The following is a 20,184-nucleotide window of genomic DNA, read 5'->3' on the forward strand; positions in this document are numbered from 1 at the left end:
GGGCGGCGGCGCCGAAGCCCTCCTCCGCCCCCTGAGGCCCCACGTCCGCCCATAGGCGGGCTTGCGGCGCCTACGACGTGCAAGGGCACCGCCCGACCGCACCCGGCCCCCTCGACCGTTCGATGCCCGGCAACTCCCACCGGGCTCATCACACCACGGACGACCCGCCACACAGGCCCGAGGACCCTCCACACGCCCGTGCGGCACCTCCGGCATACGAGTCACCGGGCCGCAGGCCCGACCCCGCACAGGACCTCTGACGGCGTCCTACGACCCCGTGCGGCGTGCCACCGCTCGACCGCCCTCGGCTGCCGGCCGAGGGCGCGTCAGGGCTGGAACGAATCCCTACCCGAGCCGGCTGTCGGTGCCGCGCGGTCCCTGGCGGGACGACTCGGCGTTGAGCGTGGGCTGCCAGTCGAAGACGTACCCGCCCTCCATCGGCCCGATGACCACCTCTGCCCCGGGCTTGGCACCGGCCTTGGCGAGCTCCTCCTCGACCCCCAGCCGCTCCAGCCGATCGGCCAGATAACCGACCGCCTCGTCGTTGGTGAAGTCGGTCTGCCTGATCCACCGCTCCGGCTTCTCGCCGGTGACCTGGAACAGGTTCTCGTTGACCCGCCGTACCCGGAACCCGGCGTCCCCGAGCTGCTTCGGTCTGATCACCAGCCGCGTCGGCTCCTCGACCGGCTTGTTGGCCCGGGCGGCGGCGACCCACTCGCCCATCGCGAACGTGAGCTCCCGCAGCCCGTCATGAGTGGCCGCCGAGATCGTGAACACCTGGAGCCCCCGCTCCTCGAACTCGGGCGTGACCAGCTCGGCCAGTTCCCGCGCGTCCGGCACGTCGGCCTTGTTGAGCACGACGATGCGCGGCCGGTCCTCGAGCTTCCCGTACGCCCGCAGCTCCCCCTCGATCACCTCGTAGTCGGTGACCGGATCGCGTCCCGGCTCCATGGTGGCGCAGTCGATGACGTGGACGAGCATGTCGCACCGCTCGACGTGCCGCAGGAACTCGTGCCCGAGCCCCTTCCCCTGCGAGGCTCCGGGAATGAGCCCCGGCACGTCGGCCACGGTGAACACGGTGTCCCCGGCCGTGACCACGCCCAGGTTGGGGATCAAGGTCGTGAACGGGTAGTCGGCGATCTTCGGCTTTGCCGCGCTCAAGGCGGCGATCAGCGACGACTTGCCCGCGCTCGGGAACCCGACCAGCGCCACGTCGGCGACGCTCTTCAGCTCCAGCATGACGTCGAGCGCGTCGCCAGGCTCGCCGAGCAGCGCGAACCCGGGCGCCTTCCGCTTGGTCGAGGCCAGGGCGGCGTTCCCGAGCCCGCCGTGGCCGCCCTGGGCGATGACGTACCGGGTGCCGGCCCCCACGAGGTCGACCAGCACCTCACCCGTGGTGGCGTCCTTGACGACGGTGCCGTTGGGGACGGGCAGGACCACGTCCTCGCCGTTGGCGCCGTCCCGGTGGGAGCCCTGCCCCTGCTTGCCGTTCTCGGCCTTGCGGTGCGGCCGGCGGTGGTAGTCGAGAAGGGTCGCGGTGTTGGGGTCGACCTCGAGGATCACGTCGCCGCCGCGGCCGCCGTTGCCCCCGTCGGGGCCGCCGAGCGGCTTGAACTTCTCCCGGTGGATGGAGGCACACCCGTTCCCCCCGTCACCGGCCTTGATGTGCAGGACCACCTGGTCCACAAAGTCCGGCATGCAGCACTCCTCCATCGCCCCACCAGGGGCCTCTCATATCACCAGACAACGCGAAAGGGTGGATCGAAGCGGCTCGATCCACCCTTCAACGCGATGAAGCAACGATCCCCAGGCCGGGAGGAGAAACTACTCCGCGACGGGGACGATGCTCACGGCCCTGCGGCCGCGCTTGACGCCGAACTGCACGTGACCGGCGGTCAGCGCGAACAGCGTGTCGTCGCCACCACGGCCGACGTTGTCGCCGGGGTGGAAGTGGGTGCCACGCTGCCGGACAATGATCTCGCCCGCGTTGACCAGCTGGCCGCCGAAGCGCTTGACGCCCAGGCGCTGAGCGTTGGAGTCACGGCCGTTCCGGGTGGACGACGCGCCCTTCTTGTGTGCCATCTCTCAAACTCCCCGATCAGGCCTGGTTGATGCCGGTGATCTTCACCTGGGTGTACCGCTGGCGGTGACCCTGGCGCTTCTTGTAACCGGTCTTGTTCTTGTACTTGAGGATGCGGATCTTCGGGCCCTTGGTCTCGCCGAGGATCTCGGCGCTCACCGTGAACTTGCCCGCCTCCGTGGTCACGTCGCCGTCGTCGACGACGAGCACCGTCGGCAGCGAAACCGAAGAGCCGACCTCGCCGGCGACCTTGTCCACCTCGAGGACGTCACCGACGGAGACCTTCTGCTGCCTGCCGCCGCAACGAACGATCGCGTACACCGCGGAACCCTTCTACTGACTCGCTGTTGCCACAGCCATCCCCTGAGGGGATGACCGCCGAATGCTGCGCCCGTCATTCGGTCCTGTCTCAAACCGACGAACCGAGTAGGCGCGCCAACAGGGCGCGTCACCTGACGCACCGATTCACCAGGGTACCCGATGATCGGGCCCCCAGGCGAACCGGACGGATCGTCGGAAGTCCGTCGAAGCTACTCGGCGGACTTGGCTCGGCGGGAGCGTCGCCGCCCCCTGCCGGAAGTCTGGCCGGCTTGGTCGTCCTCAGCCGGGACGTCTTCAAGCGCACCGGTCACCGTATCACGGCTGGAGGAGTCCTTGGCCGCGGAAACCTTGTCGGAGACCGCCTTCTCGACGGCCATCTTCCCCTGCGTGCCGCGCGGCTCGGGCTTGCCCTCCACCGGCTCGGTGGAGACCAGCAGGCCGCGCCCGTTGCAGCAGTCACATGGGGTCGAGAACGCCTCCAGCAGCCCCTGACCGACCCGCTTACGCGTCATCTGGACCAGACCCAGCGAGGTCACCTCGGCCACCTGGTGCTTCGTCCTGTCGCGCGCCAGGCACTCCAGGAGCCGCCGCAGCACCAGGTCGCGGTTGGACTCCAGCACCATGTCGATGAAGTCGATCACGATGATGCCGCCGATGTCGCGCAGCCGGAGCTGGCGCACGATCTCCTCGGCCGCCTCGAGGTTGTTCCTGGTGACGGTCTCCTCGAGGTTGCCGCCCTGGCCGGTGAACTTGCCGGTGTTGACGTCGACGACGGTCATCGCCTCGGTACGGTCGATCACCAGCGAGCCGCCGCTCGGCAGCCACACCTTGCGATCGAGCGCCTTGGCCAGCTGCTCGTCGATCCGGTACGACTCGAACACGTCGCCGCCGCCCTCGTCGCCGTCCCACCTCGACAGGCGTTCGGCCAGGTGCGGCGCGACGTACTTGACGTACTCGTCGACCGTGTCCCACGCCTCGTCACCCTGGACGACCAGCGAGGTGAAGTCCTCGTTGAAGACGTCGCGCACGACCCTGATGGTCAGGTCGGGCTCGGCGGACAGCAGCTCGGGCGGGCTGGCCGACTTGGCCTTCTTCTGGATGTTCTCCCACTGGGCGGACAACCGGGCCACGTCGCGGGCCAGCTCGTCCTCCGAGGCGCCCTCGGCCGCCGTACGCACGATCACGCCGGCGTTCTCCGGCATGACCTTCTTCAGGATGCTCTTGAGCCGCGTGCGCTCCTTGTCGGGCAGCTTGCGGCTGATCCCGGTCATCGAGCCGTCGGGCACGTAGACCAGGTAGCGCCCGGGCAGGCTGATCTGCGACGTGAGCCGCGCGCCCTTGTGCCCGATCGGGTCCTTGGTGACCTGCACGAGCACGGACTGCCCGGACTTCAGCGCCGACTCGATCCGCTTCGGCTGGCCCTCCAGCCCGGCGGTGTCGAAGTTGACCTCGCCGGCGTACAGGACCGCGTTCCTGCCCTTGCCGATGTCCACGAACGCCGCCTCCATCGACGGCAGCACGTTCTGCACCTTGCCGAGGTAGACGTTGCCGACGTAAGACTGGCTGGCCTCGCGGTTGACGTAGTGCTCGACGAGCACGCCGTCCTCCAGCACCGCGATCTGCGTGCGGTCGCCCTGGCGGCGCACCACCATCATCCGGTCGACAGACTCGCGGCGGGCCAGGAACTCCGACTCCGTGATGATCGGCGGGCGCCTGCGGCCCAGCTCGCGACCCTCGCGGCGACGCTGCTTCTTGGCCTCGAGCCTGGTGGAGCCGCGCACGCTCTGCACGCCGTCGGTGGCGGTGTCGAGCGTGGTCGTACGCCCCGAGCGCGGCGCGCGGATGCGCACCACCGTGTTCGGCGGGTCGTCGCTGGCCGGCTCGACGGTATCGTCCGTGCCCCGGCGGCGACGGCGACGACGGCGGCGCGAGGTGGAGGCCTCCTCTTCCTGGGCCTCGTCGGCCTGCTCCTCTTCGGCGTCCTCGTCCTGCTCCTCGCCCTCCTCGGCCTCGTCGCGCTCCCGCGACTTGCCGCGGCCCCGGCCGCCACGGCGGCGGCGACGGCGACGGCCGCCGCCTTCCTCCTCCTGCTCATCGGAGGTGTCGACGTCGGCCTCTTCCTCGCTCACGATCTCTTCGACGAGCTCTTCGGCCTCCGCCGGCTCGGGCGGCTGCGGCGGCTCGGCACGGCGCACCGGGGCCGGCTTGGCCTGGCTGGGGTCGGGAGCCTGGAACAGCGGCGCGAAGATGGCCGCCGTGTGCCGCTGGAACGCGGTGCCCGGCTCCTCCTGCCTGCGCGCGGCCAGCCCGAAGGGGTCGGCGAGCAGGCTAGGCCGCACGGGCTCCTCGTCGAGATCCTCACCGGCGGGCTCGTCGTCGAGCGGCTCGTCCTCGGGCAGGATCTCCAAGATGTCCTCGTCCTCGACGTCAGCCCCGGAAATCTCGGCCTTGACGTCATCGGCCTGAGCAGCCGTGACATCACCCGCGGCCGCCCTCCGGGCAGCCTCCACGTCGCCACCCGCGGCCGCGGCCTGCGGAGCGACGCCCTCGCCACCGGAGACCGCGGCCTGCGGGCCTTCGGCCTCAGCTGTCTGCGGAGCACCGGCGTCGCCGGCGGAATCCTGCGCCTGCGCGGTGCCGGCCTCCTCGCCGGAGACCGCCGCCCGCGCGGCCGCACCGCGACCGGCGCGCGTGGACGCACTGCGTCCGGTTCGCGCGGTGGCGCCACGACGGGCCCGCGTCGTCTTGGCCTCGGTGACGCCGGCCTGCGCCGCCGCGCCTTCGCCGACGACGTCCTCGCCACCGGCGAGAGTCCCGGCATCGCCGGCACCGGCCACGTCGCCACCAGCGGCGACCGCCTCGCCTTCGCCGAACGGCGCACCGGCCTCGGCACCACCCGACGGGGCGGCCACCTCTGCGCCACCCGACGGGGCGGCCACTTCAGCGCCGCCCGACGGCGCCGCAGCGGCCGGGGCGACGCCCTGATCGACGACAGCGGCAGCGGGCTCTTCCGGCTCCGCCTTCTTGCGGGTCCTCCGCCGCTTCGGCGCCGCCTCGGCGGGCGCCGCGGAAACGTCCTCGGCGGAAACCGTCGCCCCAGCCCCGGCGGTCACAGCGGCACCGGCCTCGCCGGACGCCGCCAGATCGGCCTCCCCGGCCGCCGCCGCGCCGGACTCCGCAGGCGCGATCACACCAGCCTGGGCAGGAGCCGCGACACCGGCCTCGCCGGCCGCCGGCGCGCCGGTCTCAGCCGGCGCGCCGTCCTCCGGGAGCACTCCTGCGGCTTCCGGCTGAGCCTCGCCGGCCTTCTTGGTCGTACGCCGCCGCGCCGTCGTGGCGGTCGACCGCGTACGCGTGGCCCGCTTGGGCTTCTCCTCCACGGCCTCGGCGACCACGTCGGCCAGAGCACCCTCTGCCGGGCTCTGGACCTCGGCGCCACCGGCAGCCGCGGCGCCCACGCCGTTCGTGCCCTCGACCGCCGCCAGAATGTCAGGATCGGGCTCTCCGGCAGCCCTGCGCGCGACAGTGCCGTGCACCGGCGCGACCTCCGCCACGGTCGGCGCGGCCTGCGCGGCCGGAACGGTGACCGGAACGGAGGCCGGCTCCTCAGGAATCTCCGGCGGCGGACCCGCCGGACGGCTGGCGGAGCGGCGGCGCTCGGTCGCCTTGTTCTGTTCAGTTGTTTCCCCGTCAGGGCCAGTGGCCCCGGCGTTGGGCTCGTTATCGAGCATGCGGGCGCTCTCCCGTCAGCTCCCGGGCGCGTCGCCGCGCCGCGCAGGAGCCCTCGTGTCTCAGTTGTCCGCCAGCGCCTCCACGACGGAGTCACTGGCGCCAAGTCCTGTCAGCGGTCGTGCCCGGCTCACGCTGGGCACGTCCTTAACCGGCGACGTGCTCACTCGCCGGTCCCGCCTCGCCGCCGCGCGTGTTGTCGCGGTCCAGGTCGAGCGGATCGGCGAGTGCACCGGTGCGTGCGTCGAGCGGCCCCTGCGCCAGCCTGGTCACCTCGGGGGGAACCGGCGGCGCGAAGTCGGCCACAAGGCGCAGCCCTGTGAGCACATCGTCGGGTCGAACGGCAGGCGTCATGTGCCGAACAACCATGCGCAGTATGACACACGGTTGTCCATGCACCTGAGCTGCGGTTCTGTCTGTTCCCTCGGACACCGTGAGCCCCAGGACGGCCTCTCGCGCGTCGAAGCGGCGCATGCCCTTCTTGGTGAGGCGCTCGACCTCCACGGTGCCCGCCGCGAGGAACTTCTCCGCCGCCACCTCGGCGAGCTCGCGATCGGCACCGGGCAGGCGCACCTCCCAGTCGGAGACCTCCAAGCGGTCGGCCAGCCCTCCCGGCCCCGCCTCCACGACGTCGAGCACATCGAGGCCCGGCGGCAACGACTCGTCCAGGCCGAATCTGACCTGCTCGGGGTCGCACGGCGTGGTAACACCGATCTCGAGGTATTCGGCTTCGCTGGCGACACCGGTCGGCGCCGCGCCCGCGTAGGAGATCTTCGGATGGGGCGAGAAGCCCGCGCTGTAGGCCACCGGAATGCCGGCACGGCGGACCGCTCTCTCAACGGCCCGCGAGATGTCGCGGTGGCTGGTGAAGCGCAGGCGACCGCGCTTGGCGTAACGCACACGCAGGCGCTGCACCGTGGGCGCGGGCGGAGGCCCTTCGGGAACAGGTTTCAGAGCTTGTCGTCCTTCCCTTTGTAAGAGTTCCTTCGTCTCAGGATAAGCCGCCGGGGCGTATGTACGTGTACGCCGAGGCACGGCTCGCCCACTGAGCGCGCTAGACCACCGTAAGAGGAAGGAGTTTTCGCCCCGTGGGACCGATTTGAATTTCCGTGCCCATGGTCGGGCAGACGCCGCAGTCGTAGCACGGGGTCCAGCGGCAGTCTTCGACCTCGCCGCCGGAGATGGCCTCCTGCCAGTCCTGCCACAGCCATTCGCGGTCGAGCCCGGCGTCGAGGTGGTCCCACGGCAGGACCTCGTTCTCCTCCCGCTCGCGCGTGGTGTACCAGTCGACGTCGACGCCCGCCTTCTCGGCGGCCGCCATCCAACGCTCGTACGAGAAGTGCTCGCTCCAGCCGTCGAACCGGCCGCCGTCCTCCCAGACGGCGCGGATCACGGCGCCGACCCGGCGGTCGCCGCGCGAGAGCAGGCCCTCCACGATCGAGGGCTTGCCGTCGTGGTAGCGGTAGCCGATGGCCCGGCCGTATTCCTTGTCGCCCCTGAGCGCGTCGCGCAGTGCCTTGAGCCGCCGGTCGACGGTCTCATGGTCGGCCTGGCCGGCCCACTGGAACGGGGTGTGCGGCTTGGGCACGAAGCCGCCGATGGAGACGGTGCAGCGGATGTCGCGGCTGCCGGTGGCCTCCCGGCCCGCCTTGATGACCTTCTTGGCCAGGTCGGCGATGCCGAGCACGTCTTCGTCGGTCTCGGTGGGCAGCCCGCACATGAAGTAGAGCTTGACCTGCCGCCACCCCTGCGAGTAGGCCGTGGTGACGGTGCGGATGAGGTCTTCCTCGGTGACCATCTTGTTGATCACCTTGCGCATCCGCTCGGAGCCACCCTCGGGCGCGAACGTCAGGCCCGAGCGGCGCCCGTTCCTGGAGAACTCGTTGGCCAGGTCGATGTTGAACGCGTCGACCCTGGTCGAGGGCAGCGACAGCGAGGTGTTGGTGCCCTCGTAGCGGTCGGCCAGGCCCTTGGCGATGTCGCCGATCTCGGAGTGGTCGGCCGACGACAGCGACAGCAGGCCCACCTCGTTGAAGCCGGACTCCTTGACGCCGTTTTCGACCATGGCGCCGATCGTGGTGATCGACCGCTCACGCACCGGGCGCGTGATCATACCGGCCTGACAGAACCTGCACCCGCGCGTGCAGCCGCGGAAGATCTCCACGCTGAACCGCTCGTGCACCGTCTCGGCCAGCGGGACCAGCGGCTTCTTCGGGTAGGGCCACTCGTCGAGGTCCATCACGGTGTGCTTGTGCACCCGCCACGGCACCTCGGCCCGGTTGGGCGCGACGCGCTTGATGCGACCGTCAGGGTGGTAGTCGACATCGTAAAATTTCGGGACATAAACCCCACCGGACTCCGCGAGCCGCATCAGCAGCTCGTCCCGGCCGCCGGGCCTGCCCTCCGCCTTCCACTCGCGGATGACCTCGGTGATGGCGATGGAGATCTGCTCGCCGTCGCCGAGCACGGCCGCGTCGATGAAGTCGGCGATCGGCTCGGGGTTGAAGGCCGCGTGGCCGCCGGCGATCACGATCGGGTCGTCCTCGCCCCGGCGCACGGCCTCCAGCGGGATGCCGGCCAGGTCGAGCGCGGTCAGCAGGTTGGTGTAGCCGAGCTCGGTGGAGAACGACACCCCGAGCACGTCGAAGGCCCGGACCGGCCGGTGCGCGTCGACGGTGAACTGCGGCACGCCCTCGGCCCGCATGAGCGCCTCGAGGTCCGGCCAGACGGCGTAGGTGCGCTCGGCCAGCGTCGCGGGAAGCTCGTTGAGGATCTCGTAGAGGATCGCCACACCCTGGTTGGGCAACCCGACCTCGTAGGCGTCCGGGTACATCAGCGCCCACCGTACGTCGGCGGAGTCCCAGTCCTTGACGGTCGAGTTGAGCTCACCTCCGACGTACTGGATGGGCTTCTGCACCTTGGGCAGCAGCGCTTCCAGGCGGTGGAAAATCGACTCGACAGGCATACCGTCCAGCGTAGCGGCGGTCAGACAGTGGCAGGTCCGAGACGCCGCTGTCACCTCAGAGCGCGGACGGCCCGAGATGCCGCCGTCGCCTCAGACCGTGGCAGGCCCGGGAATGTCTATGTCGTTTCCGCTGAGCACCATGACGTGGTGCCCCTCGTAGCAGGTCAGCTCGACGGCGATCACGCCGCTCGCCAGATTGTGCAGGGCGACCACGTGGTTGGGCGGCAGCAGGAAGCGGTCCTCGCACTCGTCGCAATAGGCCAGGAACATACTTCAATTAAACGACTGACCCCGCAGTTTGATGGCTTGAAGCAGCCCGATTGCGATGAGATTCGCGAATGTCGCGGTACCGCCATACGACACGAACGGCAACGGCAGCCCCGTGATCGGCATGATCCCGATCGTCATCCCGACGTTGATGAACGTCTGGAACCCGAACCAGCACACGATCGTCCCCGCGACCAGCGTCCCGAACCTGTCCTCGCACCTCCTGGCGATCTTCAGCCCGCGCACCAGCACGACTCCGAGCAGCAGCACGACCGTGACCGACCCGAGGAACCCGAACTCCTCCCCCGCCACCGTGAAGATGAAGTCGGTGTGCTGCTCCGGCACGAACCTGCCCGTCGTCTGCCCCCCGCCGAGCAGCCCCTTGCCCAGCAGCTGCCCGGAGCCGATGGCGATGAGCGACTGCGTGCTGTTGTAGCCCACCCCGCGCGGATCGACGCTCGGATCGACGAACGCGGTGAACCGCGCGACCTGGTACGGCTCCAGCATCTCGAACGCGAACACCGCGAACACCCCGGCGGCCGTCACCGCGGCCAGCAGCGCGATCACGCGTTTGCGCACCCCGCCGAGGATCAATGCGGACGCGGTGATCACTGCCAGCACCATGGCCGTGCCGAGGTCGGGCTGGAGCATCACCAACCCCATCGTGACGGACGCGGCGAGGATGGCCAGCACGACGTCGAGCCCGCGCGGCCGGTCGCTGCCCTCGGCGGGCTGCGCCAGCAGCATCGCGATGACCAGCACCAGCCCCACCTTGGCGAACTCCGACGGCTGCACCGCGAACCCCCCGCCGAGCAGGATCCACGAGTGCGAGCCGTTGATCGTCGCCCCCAGCGGCGTGAGCACCAGCCCCAGCCCCACCAGCGACACCAGGAACACCAGGGGTGCGTACGCCCGCATCGCCCGGTGGTCCACCGTGGTCACCACCGCGCACAGCACCACCCCGATGACCTCGTTGAGCAGGTGCTTCTTCACCAGCCCCGTGGAGCCGGGCGCCCACGTCCTGGTGGAGGACCACACCAGGAGCGTGCCGATCACGCACAGCCCGGCCACCGCGACCAGCATGAGCCCGTCGAGCCTGCGTAGCGTCGAGTTCTCGGCCGTCATCCGCCGCAGCAGCGAGGGCCTCTGGATGACGGCGGTACGGGCGGTCATCCCGGGGCCACCGTTCCGTCGGGCCGGAACGTCGGCAGCTTGGTCACGAGCTTGCCGCCCGGCACGGCCGCGGGCCGTTTGATGCCGTAGATGCCCTCGTAGATCTCCCGCACGGCCGGCGCCGCCGTCTGCGAGCCCATGCCGCCCTGGGAGACCATGGCGACGACCACGTACTGCGGGTTCTTCGTCGGCGCGAACGAGGCGAACCAGGAGGTGTCTTTCTTGCCCCAGACCTCCGCGGTGCCGGTCTTGCCGCCAACGCGTACTTTGTCCATCGGGAACCCGGCGAAGGCCCCTGCCGCGGTGCCGTCGGCGGCGACCTGGCTCAGCGCGTTCTTGATGTAGAGGCGCTCCTTCTCGCTGATCGGCAGCTTGCCCACCACCGGCACGGGGAAGGTCCTGACGACCTTGCCGTCCGGCCGCACCTGCGCCCACGCGATGCGCGGGCTGCGCAGCTTGCCGTCGCTCACCAGCGCGAGATAAGCCCTGGCCAGCTGCATCGGCGTGACCAGCACGTCACCCTGGCCGATGGAGAAGTTGGCCGAGTCACCGGGCCGCAGCAGGAATCCCTCGGTGCAGTTCTCCAGCGCCAGCCGCTTGAGGAACTCGGCCCGCGCCCGGTCCTTCACCTCCGGATATCCCTTGCGCGACCGCTCGCAGCTCACCGCACTGGTCCTGTTCCACAGGTCCTTCTTCCACGCCCGGTCGGGAATGCGGCCCGCCGACTCCCCGGGCAGGTCCACGCCGGTCGGCCGGCCGAACCCGAACGCCCTGGCCATGTTGGCGAACACCTCTTTCGGCGGCTTCTTCGGATGGCGCCCGCCATCCTTGAGGTATTGCTCGTACGCGGCCTTGTAGAAGATCGTGTCGCACGACTTGACCAGCGCCGTGTGCAGGCTGAGCGTGCCGAGCGGGATGCCGCGGAAGTTGTTGAAGGCCCGGCCGCCCACGTTGACGGAGCCGGGGCAGGGGTAGTTGCCGTTCAGCGGGTAGCCGGCCCGCAACATCGCCGCCACCGACGAGATCTTGAACGTTGAGCCCGGCGCGAACTGGCCGTTGATCGCCCGCGACACCAGCGGCTTGCCTGACTTCTCCGACAGCAGCCACTGGTAGCCGCGCGCCGAGATGCCGCCCGCCCAGATCTCCGGGTCGTAGCTGGGCGCGCTGGCCAGCGCCACCACCCGCCCCGTACGCGCGTCCAGCACCACCGCCGCCCCTCCGTCCGCGCTCGGCGCCGACTTCATGGCCTTGGTCAGCGCCCTCTCGGTCACGGCCTGGATGCGCGAGTCGATGCTGGTCACCAGGTGGTCGCCGGCAACGGGCGCCACCTGATGCTCGACTCCGAGCGCCTTGCCCATCCGGTCGACCTGCACCGTGCGCCGCCCCGCCTTGCCGCGCAGCGCGTCGTCGTAGACGTATTCGAGCCCGTCGCGCCCGGCCAGGTCGACGCCGGAGAAGCTGGCCTTGAGCCCTTCGCGCTGCTCCAGCTCCTGCTCGGTGACCGGCTGCAGATAACCGAGCATCTGGGCCCCCGCCCGGCCGCCGGGGTATTGCCGGACGGAGTGGATCTCCGCCGTCACCCCGGGGAACTCCTCCTGGCGCTCGAGGATCTGCAGCGCCTTCCGGGGGTCGACCTTCTCGTCCAGAGGCACCGGCTGGTACGGCGAGCCCGTCCAGCACGGCTTGCCCACCCCCGGCCCGCACGGCGTGATCCGCTGCTGGAGGTCCGAGACCGGCCGGCCGAGCACCGCGGACAGCTTGCGCAGCACCTTCACGCCGCCGTCGGGCATCCTCACCAGCATGGCCCGGTCGACGGACACCACCAGCGCGGTCTTGTTGCGCACCAGCGGCCGCCCGGACGAGTCGAGGATCTGCCCGCGCACGGCCGGCACGATCACGGTGCGCGTCCTGGTCTCCGTCGCCCGCGTGACGAACTCGTGCCCCCGCACCACCTGCACCTGCCACAACCGCACCGTGAGCAGGACGAGCAGCGCCAGCACCAGCACCTGCAGCACCAGCAGCCGGGCCCGCATCCTCATCATGTCGAGTACCTCGGCCGTCTGTCCCGTGTGGTCAGCCAGATCACGATGGGGGACACGAGCAGCGTGTAGACGACGGTGACCGGCACCTGCTCGGTCAGCGTGGACGCCGTCACCCGGGGATCGGAGATCAGCATGCCCACGGCCGCGGCCAGCAGCGGCGCCATCAGCACGCACAGCACCACCGTCGTCGCCGGCCCGCCCGCGCCGCGCCCGGCGACGTAGCCGACGAGCGCCAGCACGAACGCGTATTGACCCACCAGGTGCGCGGTCGGCGGCATGACGTCGACCAGGAGCCCGGCGAAGAACCCGAACAGCGCCCCGGACGAGGCCCCGCGCGCCAGGGCCGCGCCGACGACGGCCAGCAACACCAGGTCGGGCGCGCCCCCGGCCGGCAACGGCACCCGGTTGACCAGCATGACCTGGGCCAGCAACGCCAGCACCACGGACAGCCCCGCCATCACCGCGCCCCCTTCCGGCCCGCCCCTCCACTCACCGCGACGCCGCGCAGCCGCCTCGGGACGCCCTCTCCCTGCCCGCGCCGCCCGGCCCCCGCAGTCGCACCGGAATCACGCCGCCCCACCACCTCACAGGCACGCAGGCCACGCCGTCCCACCACCGCCCACGCACACGCACTCGGACGACGTCGCCCGCCCTCCCGAGCCGCACAGGCACCCGGGCCACGTCGCCCGCCCTCCCGAGCCGCACAGGCATCCCGGCCGCCCGCCACCGCGCAGGCACCCGGACGACGTCGCCGGATCTCCGCAGCCGCACACCCACCCGGGCAACGTCGTCCGACCTCCGCAGCCGCAGCCGGCCCGTGGCGCCGGTCGGCCGCGTCCGCGCCGGGCCCGCGTCGCCCGGCCGTCGTGGCCGCTTCCCCACCGTGGCGCCCGATCATCGCGCCCCCTCCTTGTCGGGCAGCACCGCGTCACGCGGATCCCGTCTGGGCCCCTGCACCACCACGCCGACCACGTCGAGCGCCGTCAGATCCGCGTACGGCCGCGCGTACGCGATGCGGGTCAGCTCCCCGGGCGTCGACTCCACCCGCTCGATCACCCCGATGGGCACCCCCGGCACGTACGGCCGCCCGTTCTGCGACCCGAAGCTGACGATGCGCCCGCCCCTGGTCAGCGGCGCCGTGGAGTCGAGGAGCCGGAACTGCACGAGCCGCCCGTACTCGCCCACCCCGTGCACGACCCCGATCTCCTTGCCGCCTTCGAGACGCGCCCCGGCGGCCGAGGCGGGGTCGCTGAGCAGCACCACCGTCGAGGTGTGGGCGGAGGCGCGGATGACGCGCCCGACCAGCCCGTCACCGTTGAGCACGGTCATCTCCGAGCGCACCCCGTCGTCCGTGCCCACGTCGATCTGCACGGCGTCCTCGAACCCCGGCTGCCCCCGCCTGGCGACCACGTTGGCCGTGACGACCTTGTATCCCCCCGCACCGGCCAGGCCCAGGAGCTTCTTGAGCTCGCTGGAGCGGGCCGCGTCGAGCCTGCCGGCCACCAGGCCCGACCGCAGCCTCGCGTTCTCCTCCGTGAGCGCCCGGATGCGCTCCTGGGCGCTCGGCGCGGTGATGAGCGCGTGCACGAAAGCGCCGACCGGCCGCACCACCCCGCTGCCGAACTGCTCGGCCGCGCCGAAGATCCACGCTCCCGCCGCGCGCAGCGGGCGCAGAGGCGAGTTGTCGCCGGTGCGGTGGTCGATCGTCAGGATGACCAGCGCCGCCGTCAACAGCACTCCGAGGATCAGCCTGGCCCGGCGCGAGTCTCTCATCAGTGTCGCGACTCCGGCACCAGGACCTCGTGCAGCGCCTCGAACTCCTCGGCGCACCTGCCCGAGCCGAGGGCGACCGAGTCGAGGGCGTTCTCGACGAGGTGCACCGGCATGCCCGTCTCGGCCCTGACCCGCTCGTCCAGCCCCTTGAGCAGGGCGCCGCCGCCGGTGAGAGCAATGCCGCGGTCCATGATGTCGCCGGACAGCTCGGGCGGGCACTTGTCGAGCGTCGTCTTCACCGCGTCGACGATCGCGTTGACCGGCTCCTCGATGGCCTTCCTGATCTCCTCGCCGGACACGATGATCGTCTTGGGCAGTCCGCTGACCAGGTCGCGGCCGCGGATCTCCGCGTGCGCCTCCTCGTTCTGGGGGCACGCCGAGCCGATGGCCATCTTGATCTCTTCGGCGGTGCGCTCGCCCAGCATCAGCGAGAACTCCTTCTTCGCGAACGCGATCACCGCCTGGTCGAGCTCGTCGCCGCCGATCCTGATGGACTGGCTGGTGACCACGCCGCCCATCGAGATGATCGCCACCTCGGTGGTGCCGCCGCCGATGTCGACGACCATGTTGCCGGTCGGCTCGTGCACCGGCAGCCCGGCGCCGATGGCCGCGGCCATGGGCTCCTCGACGATGTAGACCTTCCTGGCGCCCGCCTGGTAGCCGGCCTCCTTCACCGCGCGCTGCTCGACGCTGGTGATGCCGCTGGGAACGGCGATGATGATGCGTGGCTTGGCCATGTGTCGGCGTCTGTGCACCCTTTGGATGAAATATCGCAACATGCGCTCGGTGACATCGAAGTCGGCGATCACGCCGTCCTTCAGCGGCCGCACCGCGATGATGTTGCCGGGCGTGCGCCCGATCATCCGCTTGGCTTCGATGCCGACCGCCACGATCTTGCCCGTGGTGGTGTTGATCGCTACGACTGACGGCTCGTTGAGCACGATGCCCCGGCCGCGCACGTAGACCAACGTGTTGGCGGTGCCCAGGTCGACCGCCATGTCACGGCCGAGGAACGCGAGCTTGCTGCCCATGGGGAACGGAGCCCTCCGTAACGTCGTTCGCGAATGACTACGGATTGAATTCGAATCGTAACGTGACGTACCCACCGTTGGGCGCAGTCAGCCCCCGCGCCCCCCAAAAATCTCCAGCCTCAACCTCAACCGCAATTTTGCCCGGATTGCACCACAACATCCGATGGCCGTGTGGAACGTTCCACTCCCGTACGCACCATACGCGGGACCACCGGCGAAACGTTCGCGCCCGCGCAGCGAGGGACCGGCTGCACGGGCGCGAACGACGCCGGAACGGCTAGAAGCGGTCCGGGAAGAAGATCTTGATCTCCCTGGCGGCCGACTCGGGCGAGTCGGAGCCGTGGACGACGTTTTCGCCGATCTCGAGGGCGTGGTCGCCGCGGATCGTGCCGGGAGCCGACTTGACCGGGTCGGTGGCGCCGGCCAAGGCGCGGAACGCCTCGATGGCGCGCGGGCCCTCGAGCACCATGGCGACGAGCGGCCCCGACGTGATGAACTCGACGAGCTCACCGAAGAACGGCCGCTCGGCGTGCTCGGCGTAGTGCGCCTTGGCGGTGTCGGCGTCGAGGGTGCGCAGGTCCATCGCCACGACCTTGAGGCCCTTGCGCTCCACACGGGAGATCACGTCACCGATGAGGCCACGCTTAACCCCGTCGGGCTTGATCAGGACAAGAGTGCGCTCGGACACTTGGAGTTCTCCTTCGAACAGAGTGGGGTCGCGGCTACCGGCGCCCGGCCTCACCGCGAGAATGCTTCGCGGGGCAGCGGCCCGCGCGTCGCCGTAGCTGGGCTCTCAGCTTACCGTCCCGCGCCCGTGGCCTCGTTTCCGACGGGAAGCCGGGCTTCACGGGGATGCGGTGTCCTCGGGCGAATGCCCTTGCGGCGGCACGGTCGGCGGACCACCGGACGTCTCACCGTCCCGCGGGGGCCTCAGCTTGTCGAAGGCGCCCTGGGACGACACGGGCAGCACGACCCGCGGAACGATACCGGTCGGCTCGTCGTCGTCCCCCACGGCTCCTGCCCTGGCGCCCCGCCCCGCGCCGTCGACGCCCGCCTCCTCCGCACGGACGGCGTCTCCCCACCGAAGCCTGCCACCCGAGCTCCCCTCGCCGCTGCCGTCCGATCCCTCGTCGCCCGCGGCAGCACCATGACCCGCCGCCACGTCGCCACCATGAGCGCCCGTCGAAGAGCCGTCACCGCCCGCCGGGGCCGAGACGACCTGCCTCTCACCGGCCGATCCCGGAACCACCGGCCCATGGTCAGCCGGCGCCTGGACGAGCAGCACGTCCCCGCCTGCCTCCGCTGGCCGCGCGCCCGCGCGGCTCCCGGAATCCGCACCGGACGGCGGCGGACCCCCGTCGCCCTCGTCCGCCGTCCCCTTGCCGGGCCGCCGCGCCATCAGGGCGGCGAGCACGATGACCGCCACCGTCAGGAAGCCGCCGATCAACGCCCACCAGTGCAACGCCCCGACAAAGCTGTCGACCAGCTCCTGAGCCGACCTCACCCCGTCGAGCATCGCCATCTGCACGCCGGTGCCGAGCAGGAACCCCGCCAGCACCCCCGCGAAGCACAGCGACAGGCCGAACGCCGCCGTCCCGATGCCCACCTCCTGCAGCGTCGCCGTCAACGCCACCGCCGCCCCCACGGCGAGCAGCGCGAACGGCACCGCCAGCACGAGGCCGTCGGCGGAGGGCACCACCAGCCGCACCGAGCACAGCCCCACCACCATCGAGAGCAGCCCCAGGGGTGCGAGCCACCGCCCCGCGGCGGGCGCGAACAGCCGCACCACGACCGCCGCGCCCACCGCGAGCAGCCCCGCGACCCCGTACGGAATCCAGAGCCCGCGCAGACCAGGCCCGCCGAGACCGCCCATCTCCACCAGCGTGACCTGCGCCGCGCTGGGCAGCAGCACGACGCCGACCGCCACCATGGAGTACGCCAGCCTGCGGCTCTCCGCGGCGCCGATCGAGGCCAGCGCCAGCAGTCCGACGACCGCCGTGGCCGCCAGCAGGATCACCGGAATGGCCCGCCAGCCCTCGGTCGCGGTGCTGATCGCCACGACCGCGATCCCCGCCGCGGGCACGGCGGCCAGCAGCAGCCTGCTGCGTTCGCGCACGTCAGGGCCGTCCGCGGCGGGACGGCCGAGCACCATCCAGGCGACCAAGTAGACGGCCGCCAGGCCCAAGGCCACCCCCGTCACCAGCGGATACGGTTGCAGCGTCACCTTCCAGCTGCTCACCTCGTCGAGCGGCCAGAGGGCCAGCCCCTGAGCCGCGAGCAGGCTCAGGGCGAACACGCCCGCCCACAGAGCCCGCAGCACCGGCGCGCGGCCCCAGACGGCCACGAGCGTGGCGGGCAGGACGAGACCGGCGCCGACGCCGCGCAGGACGCGGACGACACCGACGACGAGCTCGGAGGCGGCGTACCCGCCGGCGGCGTCGGACAGCGCCACCAGCGCCAGCCCGCCCAGCAGAACGTGGGGGGCCTTGGCGCGGCGCAGCGCCACCGCCGCGAGCGGAACGGTCAGCATGAGCGCGGGCAGGGCGAGCCCGTGCGTGCGCATCAAGCCGACCTGGTCGATGTCGCCCGGCAGCAGCTTGGCGACGACGGAGAGCGTGTTGGGGATCGTGACGATCGCCAGTGGCAGCGCGGCCACGACGAGCAGCCCGAGCACCGTGTCGAGCACCCACGGATGTCTGAGGCCAGCCGGACGAGGCGACCGCTGGATCGGGGGGACGGCCATGTAGGCCGACTTTAGCGGGAAGTAGCGCCCTCGACACGGCGAGCGACGATAATCGCCGTGATCCACAGTGCCGCGAAGATCGCTCCGAGGAAGAACATGGCCGTGACGACGAAGCCCGTGCAGATCGCCAGCACCTGCGCGACGCTTCCGAGTACGTAGCCGAAAGGCCTCTTGAGCAGGCCCGCGGCCACGACGCACAGCACCGCGAGACCGATGCCCACGGTCACGGCCAACGCCGGCGCGACCCCGCCGACACTGATCGCCACGGGCGTGACCAGTCCCGCCACGATGGCCTCCATGCCCAGCACGGTGGCCCCGAGCCTGCGCATCCCGGGCGTGACCTCGAACCTCATGGCGAGCCACCACCCTCGCGGCCGAGACCGCCCATCAGGACCCCTCCGCTCTCAGCAGCCGTCGCGCGTCACCCGCCGTGACGACCGACCCCGTGATGAGCACCCCCGTGCCGCTGAACTCGCCTTCCGCGTCGGCGATGGCGATGCCCTTGTCGATGGCGTCGTCGAGTCGGTCGACGACGTGCACGCGGTCCTCTCCGAAGAGCGGCTCGGCCAGTGACGCCAGTTCCTCCGGCGACATCGCCCGAGGCGAGGAGTTCCGCGTCACGACGATCTCGTCGAGGATCGGCTCCAGCAGCTCGAGCAGGGCCTCGACGTCTTTGTCGCGCATGACCGCGACCACTCCGATGACCTTGGCGAAATCGAACGCCTCGTGCAGCCCTTCCAGGGTCGCCTGCATGCCACCGGGATTGTGCGCCGCGTCGACGACGACCGTCGGAGTACGGCGCACGACCTCCATGCGCCCCGGTGAGGAGGCCTGCGCGAACGCCTGGCGTACGAGGTCGGCGTCCAGCGGGTCGTCCCCGCCGGTCAGCGCCTCGACGGCGGCCAGCGCGCACACCGCGTTGCTCGCCTGGTGGGCGCCGTAGAGCGGCAGGTAGACCTCGTCGTACACACCCTTGAGCCCGCGCAGCGTGAGCAGCTGCCCGCCGATCGCCACCTCGCGGCTCATCACCCCGAACTCGAGCCCTTCGCGCGCGACGACCGCGCCCACGTCGGCCGCCCGCCGCATCAGCACCTCGGCCGCGGCCAACTCCTGCTGGGCCAGCACCGCGGTCGTGCCTGCCTTGATGATGCCGGCCTTCTCGGCGGCGATGCTAGGAATGTCCGGCCCGAGCCGGTCGGTGTGGTCCAAGGAGATGGGCGTGATCACCGACACGAGCCCATCCGCGACGTTGGTGGCATCCCACGACCCGCCCATGCCGGCCTCGACGACCGCCACGTCGACCGGCGTGTCCGCGAACGCCGCGAACGCCATGGCCGTCAGCAGCTCGAAGAACTGGATGCGCCGCCCCTGGGTGTCGGTCAGCTCGACGTACGGGATGATCTCTTCATATACCTGGGCGAACCGCTCCTCGCTCAGCGGTTCCCCGTCAACGGTGATCCGCTCACGCATCGACACCAGGTGAGGGCTGGTGAACCGCCCCACCCGCAGATTGCGCTCTTTGAGCAGCGCCTCGGTGAGGCGGGCCGTGCTCGTCTTGCCGTTGGTGCCGGCGATGTGTATGACCGGGTACGCCCGCTGCGGCGAGCCGAGCACATCGAGGAGGGCCGCGATCCTGTCGAGCGTCGGCTCGAAATCCCATTCGACGCCGCGCTCCATGATCGCGCGTTCGACCGCACGATAATCCACTCTTCAACCCTACTGACGATCCACACCACTCCGAACCCCACCCCCTGGCGGCCGGACCCCGGAAACACGAATAGGCCCCCGACCGATCGGTCGGGGGCCTATTCTAAAGATTGTCCGGCGGTGACCTACTCTCCCACACCCTCCCGAGTGCAGTACCATCGGCGCTGAGAAGCTTAACTTCCGGGTTCGGAATGTAACCGGGTGTTTCCTTCCCGCCATAACCGCCGTAACCCTGAGAAACAGCCGCTTGCTGTCTCAGAATTGCCTAGTGGACGCGAGCAAGATTTCTTTGATGTGGCGCAGCTCTGGACCCGGCGAAGAGTAACAGAACGCAGCACACACCAAAGCATAAA

16 protein-coding genes and 1 rRNA gene are annotated in these 20,184 nt (G+C 70.7%); all 17 read right to left on the reverse strand.

Going from position 1 to position 20,184, the window contains the following annotated elements; all coding sequences use genetic code 11:
• Nucleotides 1–345: 345 nt before the first annotated feature.
• On the reverse strand, nucleotides 346–1,698 hold the full coding sequence (gene obgE / locus ID574_RS48715; RefSeq protein ID WP_188195882.1) for a GTPase ObgE: 1,353 nt from the start codon (nucleotides 1,696–1,698) through the stop codon (nucleotides 346–348).
• A 126-nt stretch (nucleotides 1,699–1,824) separates the two neighbouring features.
• Nucleotides 1,825–2,082, reverse strand: coding sequence for a 50S ribosomal protein L27 (gene rpmA, locus ID574_RS48720; protein ID WP_020546367.1), 258 nt, complete (start codon nucleotides 2,080–2,082; stop codon nucleotides 1,825–1,827).
• A 16-nt stretch (nucleotides 2,083–2,098) separates the two neighbouring features.
• Nucleotides 2,099–2,401 (reverse strand): 50S ribosomal protein L21, encoded by a 303-nt coding sequence (rplU, locus tag ID574_RS48725; protein ID WP_188195883.1) that lies wholly within the window; start codon nucleotides 2,399–2,401, stop codon nucleotides 2,099–2,101.
• Nucleotides 2,402–2,610: 209 nt separating this feature from the next.
• Nucleotides 2,611–6,132, reverse strand: coding sequence for an Rne/Rng family ribonuclease (locus ID574_RS48730; protein WP_442939424.1), 3,522 nt, complete (start codon nucleotides 6,130–6,132; stop codon nucleotides 2,611–2,613).
• Between the two features lie 145 nt (nucleotides 6,133–6,277).
• Complete coding sequence (locus ID574_RS48735; RefSeq protein ID WP_262496149.1) at nucleotides 6,278–7,030, reverse strand: TIGR03936 family radical SAM-associated protein; 753 nt, start codon at nucleotides 7,028–7,030, stop codon at nucleotides 6,278–6,280.
• A gap of 154 nt (nucleotides 7,031–7,184) precedes the next feature.
• On the reverse strand, nucleotides 7,185–9,095 hold the full coding sequence (locus tag ID574_RS48740) for a TIGR03960 family B12-binding radical SAM protein (RefSeq protein WP_188195885.1): 1,911 nt from the start codon (nucleotides 9,093–9,095) through the stop codon (nucleotides 7,185–7,187).
• Nucleotides 9,096–9,185: 90 nt separating this feature from the next.
• Entirely contained in the window at nucleotides 9,186–9,365 is a 180-nt protein-coding gene (locus ID574_RS48745; RefSeq protein WP_188195886.1) for a hypothetical protein, read from the reverse strand.
• Between the two features lie 3 nt (nucleotides 9,366–9,368).
• Nucleotides 9,369–10,535 (reverse strand): rod shape-determining protein RodA, encoded by a 1,167-nt coding sequence (gene rodA / locus ID574_RS48750; protein ID WP_188195887.1) that lies wholly within the window; start codon nucleotides 10,533–10,535, stop codon nucleotides 9,369–9,371.
• Nucleotides 10,532–12,577 carry a penicillin-binding protein 2 gene (mrdA, locus tag ID574_RS48755; protein WP_188195888.1) on the reverse strand — a complete coding sequence of 682 codons (2,046 nt, stop codon included), beginning with the start codon at nucleotides 12,575–12,577 and terminating at the stop codon, nucleotides 10,532–10,534. Before mrdA ends, rodA begins: the two co-directional genes overlap by 4 nt.
• Nucleotides 12,574–13,035, reverse strand: coding sequence for a rod shape-determining protein MreD (gene mreD, locus ID574_RS48760; protein ID WP_223167852.1), 462 nt, complete (start codon nucleotides 13,033–13,035; stop codon nucleotides 12,574–12,576). Before mreD ends, mrdA begins: the two co-directional genes overlap by 4 nt.
• Before the next feature lie 436 nt (nucleotides 13,036–13,471).
• Entirely contained in the window at nucleotides 13,472–14,350 is an 879-nt protein-coding gene (mreC, locus tag ID574_RS48765; protein WP_188195890.1) for a rod shape-determining protein MreC, read from the reverse strand.
• Entirely contained in the window at nucleotides 14,350–15,381 is a 1,032-nt protein-coding gene (locus tag ID574_RS48770; protein WP_188195891.1) for a rod shape-determining protein, read from the reverse strand. The genes mreC and ID574_RS48770 overlap by 1 nt, the downstream gene beginning before the upstream one ends.
• Nucleotides 15,382–15,658: 277 nt before the next feature.
• Nucleotides 15,659–16,069 (reverse strand): nucleoside-diphosphate kinase, encoded by a 411-nt coding sequence (ndk, locus tag ID574_RS48775; RefSeq protein ID WP_188195892.1) that lies wholly within the window; start codon nucleotides 16,067–16,069, stop codon nucleotides 15,659–15,661.
• 156 nt (nucleotides 16,070–16,225) lie between these two features.
• Nucleotides 16,226–18,067: a hypothetical protein gene (locus ID574_RS48780; RefSeq protein ID WP_188195893.1), complete on the reverse strand. Its 1,842-nt coding sequence runs from the start codon at nucleotides 18,065–18,067 to the stop codon at nucleotides 16,226–16,228.
• Nucleotides 18,068–18,135: 68 nt separating this feature from the next.
• On the reverse strand, nucleotides 18,136–18,477 hold the full coding sequence (locus ID574_RS48785) for a DUF4233 domain-containing protein (protein ID WP_223167853.1): 342 nt from the start codon (nucleotides 18,475–18,477) through the stop codon (nucleotides 18,136–18,138).
• 34 nt (nucleotides 18,478–18,511) lie between these two features.
• The gene (locus tag ID574_RS48790) at nucleotides 18,512–19,801 is read right to left on the reverse strand and encodes a bifunctional folylpolyglutamate synthase/dihydrofolate synthase (RefSeq protein WP_188195915.1); all 1,290 of its coding nucleotides are present in this window, start codon (nucleotides 19,799–19,801) and stop codon (nucleotides 18,512–18,514) included.
• A gap of 142 nt (nucleotides 19,802–19,943) precedes the next feature.
• Nucleotides 19,944–20,060: ribosomal RNA gene (gene rrf, locus ID574_RS48795) — 5S ribosomal RNA — on the reverse strand.
• Nucleotides 20,061–20,184 lie beyond the last annotated feature (124 nt).

It is taken from the genome of Nonomuraea sp. SYSU D8015, assembly GCF_008065375.1.
GTDB lineage: Bacteria > Actinomycetota > Actinomycetes > Streptosporangiales > Streptosporangiaceae > Nonomuraea.